Source organism: Calothrix rhizosoleniae SC01, assembly GCF_900185595.1.
GTDB lineage: Bacteria > Cyanobacteriota > Cyanobacteriia > Cyanobacteriales > Nostocaceae > Calothrix_A > Calothrix_A rhizosoleniae.
This window is the reverse complement of record NZ_FYBH01000371.1, coordinates 1-5,898: the sequence shown is the minus strand read 5'-3', so window position 1 is coordinate 5,898 and position 5,898 is coordinate 1. Positions and strand designations below refer to the sequence as shown.

3 protein-coding genes are annotated in these 5,898 nt (G+C 40.6%); all 3 read left to right on the top strand.

The features are described 5' to 3' along the window. Window positions 1-256 (top strand): hypothetical protein (locus tag CALSC_RS27665; protein ID WP_235006903.1); only part of this gene is annotated, 256 nt, incomplete at its 5' end. A gap of 213 nt (window positions 257-469) precedes the next feature. Next, entirely contained in the window at window positions 470-964 is a 495-nt protein-coding gene (locus CALSC_RS22685; RefSeq protein ID WP_088243514.1) for a hypothetical protein, read from the top strand. Between the two features lie 45 nt (window positions 965-1,009). Next, window positions 1,010-5,731 (top strand): nSTAND1 domain-containing NTPase, encoded by a 4,722-nt coding sequence (locus CALSC_RS22680; protein WP_088243513.1) that lies wholly within the window; start codon window positions 1,010-1,012, stop codon window positions 5,729-5,731. The last annotated feature ends 167 nt before the right edge of the window (window positions 5,732-5,898 follow it).

The following is a 5,898-nucleotide window of genomic DNA, read 5'->3' as shown; positions in this document are numbered from 1 at the left end:
AACCTACTTATATCTTAATGTAGGATATCAGTCAGATCATAAGACAGCTATCGAAAACTCTCAAAGAGAACCAGATAAATTTCCTCGACCAAATTATGACCGAATAAATGGTAAAAGACTTTATTCTTTATCTGGTGGAACTATTTTGACATCTCATTTTATTCATAGTGTTATTTTAGATTATCATCTAGAGAATCGTGGTACTCCTAATCAAAGAATGAAAATTCATAGGGATACTAATTACACAAGACACTGAGGAAATTAGTGATTAACTTAAAGGCGTTGGTTACATGTACCTCAAAAATTAACTTATGCTTTTGAACCAATTATTATTTCGTGCATGTTTGCATAAATAGCATTATGTACATACCAACGCTATTTCAATAGAAACTTCAGGATAATTACATTCAATTGAAATATTTGAGAAGATAATCTGGAAAAAATTTTAGTGTTGAAGTTGGTTTAGGTGATGTCAACATCAGAGAATATTTTGAGTTTTGAAAACTGCGTCAGTAAAATTGGCTTGCAACTATTAGAAAGTAGAAAATTATATTCATCAATTGAGATTGGATTCATGCACAAACAAGAAAATCATTTCAATCTAAAAAAGCAAATTTTGTTGTCTCTGACTTCTTTATCTCTCACCCTAACATCAGGATTTATTGGTTTCCCCTCGCAAGCTGTAGCTCAAACTACTACTGATGATTCAGGGAACAATTATTACCTTGGAAATGTTGAAATTCTAGGAAATGGGATCATCAGAATTAACTATTCTAAGCAAAGCCCGTGCAAACCAAGCCCTGTAATGAGGGGAGGAGCCACTTTCTGCATTCGTAATGCATTAATTTCCTATTCTATGCTTGCAAGGTGCTATGAAAAAAGCTACTCAACAGATGGAACAAATTGGTACAAGGCAGCAAGTGGTAAAGTCTTCCGAATATTGATTGACAGGGCTTGTTCATAATAGCATTAAGGCACTATTGATGTTTCTTTGGATATCTGGTTCTAAATGCCTAACCTAGTCATCATCAATCTGGGAAAAGGAAACCTGTACAATGGATTTTCTACCATAACAGTCCAACTATGGCTTACCAATCAACAACGCCCAGAAAAATTTATTGCCAAGTTACCCCCAGCAGCTAATTTGGCGGAATCCTACAGAGAATGGAAGTTAATGTACCAAGCACTCTGTAACCGCCAGGTTATCCGTACTTCCTTAGAAGAAGATGACGACTTGGAAATTATTGAAGGTGGTATCAACCAAATCTCTCAGGTTAGCTTTGAACAGTTGAATCAAACCCTACAAAAACACCTCAATAGCTGGCTCAAATCTGAAGATTTTCTCCCTATTGACCTAGAATTACGTTCTCAACTTAATCAAAAAGAAGACATTCAAGTTATCTTTGAAACCAATGACGAGGAGCTGTGGCAATTTCCTTGGTATGGCTGGAATTTTTTCAAGGATTATCCCCACTCAGAAATGGCACTGAGCAGACAAGCTTATCAACGACAGCCACCTCAAAAAACTCAAAGGAAGAAGGTGAGAATCTTGGCAATCCTTGGTAATACCCAAGGCATTGATGTTGAACAAGAAAGTAGTTTGCTCAATCAACTAGAAGATGCTGAAACCAAGTTTTTAGTTAAACCATCTCACGCCCAACTCAATGCTCAACTAAAGGATAAACAAGGTTGGGATGTTCTTTTTTTTGCAGGTCACAGCCAAACAACAGGAGCAACGGGGCGGATTTATATTAATGAGAACAAGGGCGACAATTATTTAAGAATTGAGCAATTAGAGGAATCCCTCAAACCTGCCATTGAAAACGGTTTAAGGGTGGCAATTTTTAACTCCTGCGATGGTGTGGGGTTAGCACTGGCTTTGGAGAAACTGAGGATTTCCTTAGTTATCGTCATGCGGGAACCTGTGCCCAATCGAGTAGCAGAGGAATTTTTCAAGCACTTTCTGGAGGCTTTTTCTGAACAGAGGCAACCGCTATACCAAGCATTTCGGGAGGCACGTAGTAAGTTACAAGATTTAGAAAATGAATATCCTGGTGCTTCTTGGCTACCTGTAATTTGTCAAAATCCTTCTGTAGATCCCCCAACTTGGTTACAGTTAGGCGGAATTCCCCCTTGTCCTTATAAGGGGCTAGAAACATTTCAGCCGAAAGACCATAAACTATTTTTTGGACGGGAGAAGACCGAAGAAAAAATCACTACTGCACTCAAACGTCAATCCCTGGTGGCAGTAGTGGGGGCTTCTGGTAGTGGTAAATCTTCAGTTGTGCTTGCGGGAATAGGTCGCTTGCTAGATCAAGACAAGGGCAAAACTAAACTTGCCGTTTTTCGCCCCAAGAAAAATCCATTCCCAGAATTAGCTTCAGCTTTAGAGCCACTTTTTCGGTCCCAGCACAACGAAACCCTTTCTCAAACGAATCGTCGTTTAGTACAACTAGCGACACAAGTTGAATTGGAACAACATATACGGAATAACCCTCAAGCTCTCCGTGAGAAAGTTGTCGAATTTGCTCAAATTTATCCTGACACCAATTTCCTACTGGTAGTGGATCAATTTGAGGAACTCTACACCCAGAACATTCCAAAAGAAGATGTCCAGGCATTTTTAGATGTCCTTATATATGCAGTGGAACCGGCTTGCTCTTTCTTTACCCTAATCCTTACCTTACGCGGAGACTTTTATGGAGCTGCATTAGCCTATCGTCCTTTCAGCGATATTCTGGAAGATCGAGTGATTAACTTGGGTCCGATGAATTCCCAGGAGTTACAATTAGCGATTGAACAGCCAGCAAGGTTAAGAGGAATTAAGCTCGAACCAGCATTAACAAACAAACTCATAGAAGCAGTAGATAAACAACCCGGTAGTTTGCCTCTGTTGGAATTTACTTTGGAACAATTGTGGCAAAAACAGAAAAATGGGATGCTAACCCACAAAGCCTACGATCAAGAAATTGGAGGACTAGAAACAGCCTTAGTCCGTCATGCCGATCAAAGTTATGCCAAGCTTATTAGCACAGGGGAAAAGTCGAAAATCAGCAAACAAATCCAAGAGATATTTATTCATCTAGTAAGCATGGGAGAAGATGGCAAACCCACTCGACGCATTGCTACTAGAGGTGAGATTGGCGAAGAAGGTTGGAAATTAGTAACTCAGTTAGCTGATACTCGACTTGTAATAACCAATCAAAATCATTCAACTAAAGAAGAAACTGTTGAAGTGACCCATGAAGCTCTGCTTTCAGCTTGGCCCACACTTATGGACTGGATTCGTGAAGACCGGGAATTTTTGCTTTGGCGAGGGCGGACTAAACAAGATTTGTCTAAGTGGCACAAACAAGGTGAATCAAGTAATTATCTTTTGACAGGGGGAGCGCTGGTAGAAGCAGAAAAATGGTTGCCACAGGTGAATGATGAATGGCTTCTAATGCAGCGATTTATTCAAAAGAGTATTGAGGTGCGAGATCTTAGAAAGAAGCAGATCAGAAAAGCAAGACAATTGACCCTTGGAGGAGCTATCTCAGCAGCGATAATCTTGGCTGGAGTTGCAGGGGTAGCATTTTTTCAGAACAAGCTTGCCACGTTAGGAATAAAAGTTGCCACAGTTCAAAATTTATTACCTACGGCTGATGCAACTGAAGGACTTATCCTAGCAATTGATAATTTGCAGAAAAGTCGCACTTTTAACCGCCATCTATTTATCTCCTCCCAAGCTAACTTATTCCAGGCAGTTCAAGAAGCTAGAGAAAGAAACATTTTTATTGGCCACTCTGATGAAGTGACATCAGTAGCTATTAGTCCAGATGGTCAACGCATAATTAGTGTAAGTAAAGATGGCACGCTGCGACTATGGGATTTAAAAGGTAATCCCATTGGTAAGCCCTTTCGGGGTGACAAAGGAGAGGTTTGGTCTGTTGCTTTTAGCCCAGATGGTCAACGCATAATTAGCGGAAGTTTAAACGGCACGCTTCAACTATGGGATTTAAAAGGTAATCCCATTGGTAAGCCCTTCCAGGGTCATAAATCAAGAATATGGTCTGTAGCTTTCAGCCCAGATAGCAAACTTATTGTTAGTGCAAATGGGGGTGAACAATTAAGGTTATGGGATTTCAATGGTAATCCAATTGGTAAACCTTTCTGTTGCCATCCACAAGGTCATGATTTTCCATTCTCAGTGGCTTTTAGTCCAGATGGTCAGCGTATCGTCAGCGGTCATTTGGATGGCACAGTCAGGTTATGGGATCTAAAAGGGAATCCCATTGGTGAACCCTTTCGGGGTCATGAAAAAGAGGTGTGGTCTGTTGCCTTTAGTCCAGATCGTCAGCGTATTGTCAGCGGTAGTAATGATAGAAAATTAAAGTTATGGGATCTAAAAGGGAATCAAATTGCTTCATTCAGGGCGCACGATGCTGGTGGAGTCAAATCTGTCGCTTTTAGTCCAGATGGTCAGCGTATCGTCAGCGGTAGTTGGGATAGCACAATTAGGTTATGGGATCTAAAAGGGAATCCCATTGGTGAACCTTTTCAGGGTCATAATGGTCCAGTTTTATCAGTTGCTTGGAATCCTGACGGTCAGCACATCATTAGTAGTAGCTCGGACAAAACATTAAGAATATGGGATGTGGATGATGATCTCAGCAAGTCCTTCCAAGGTCATGATGGTCAGATTTTTTCGGTGGCATTTACTCCAGATGGTCTAAATATCATTACTGGAGGTGAAGATGGCATGGTACGAATGTGGGACTTAAACGGTAATCAAGTCAGTAAACCTTTTATTGCTGATAAAAAAGGAGTAAAGTCAATAGATATTAGCCCAAATGGCAAATTCATTGTTACGGGTGGTGAAGATAGCATAGTACGGCTGTGGGACTTAAACGGCAATCCAGTTGGCAAACCATTTCTAGGCCATCAAATCGGTCGTCCATTTCAGGATGTAGATTGTAGAGGTGTATCATCCGTGGTATTTAGTCCAGACAGCAAGCAAATTGCCAGTGGCAGTTCAGATGGTACTGTGCGGTTATGGGACTTGCAAGGTGATCGTCTTCATCCACCCTTCCAAATTGCCACAGAATTCCAAGTTTATAACAAATCACTCCAAAGTTATAAGCACTTGATTTGCTCAGTGGTTTTTAGTCCAGATGGTCAATTTATTGCCGTTGCTAGTGAAGATAAAACCATAGGAATATGGGACTTAAAGGGCGATCCTGTCAGTAAAACCTTTAAAGGTCATAGTAGTGCGGTGCGATCCGTGAAATTTAGTCCAGATGGTCAGCTTTTACTGAGTGGAAGTTCTGATAAAACATTACGTTTATGGGACTTGGAAGGAAATCCAATAGGTGAGCCCTTTCAAGGTCATTCTGGTGGAGTTCTATCTGTTGCCTTCAGTCAAGACGGCAAACGTATCATTAGCGGTAGTTGGGATGGCACAGTCAGGTTATGGGATTTAAAGGGTAAGCAAATCGGTAGCTTCTTGCATAAAAATGGTATGAGAATGAATTCGGTAGCTTTTAGTCCAGATGGTCGGCATATTGTAAGTGGTAGTAAGGACGGTACTGTGACACTATGGCTTGCTTCTTGGCAAGACTGGATGCAAATAGCCTGCGAGCGTTTAAGCAACCATTATATCTTTCGTAAGTCTGGAGAACAGCCCTATGTAAACCCAGGAATCGTTCGTGGGGCTAAAAAAGCTTGCCAACAAAATCAGAAAAGATTTTGAGAGAAAGGGCGTGAAATATTGAATTCAATAAAGCACTTGCCAATGCTTGTCCACACCCAAGAGTTAGTCTACACCCTCAAAGATGTGAGTATAGATTCACCGAAGCCTTCATTTACTAGTAGTGAATAATCTGGATCTGGAAAAAATTTTATCTTTACTTCAGTAGA

What these genes read in the sequence shown, in the direction of transcription:
- CALSC_RS22685 (WP_088243514.1), top strand. Translation starts at nt 470, where the DNA reads ATGTCAACATCAGAGAATATTTTGAGTTTTGAAAACTGCGTCAGTAAA.
- CALSC_RS22680 (WP_088243513.1), top strand. Translation starts at nt 1,010, where the DNA reads ATGCCTAACCTAGTCATCATCAATCTGGGAAAAGGAAACCTGTACAAT.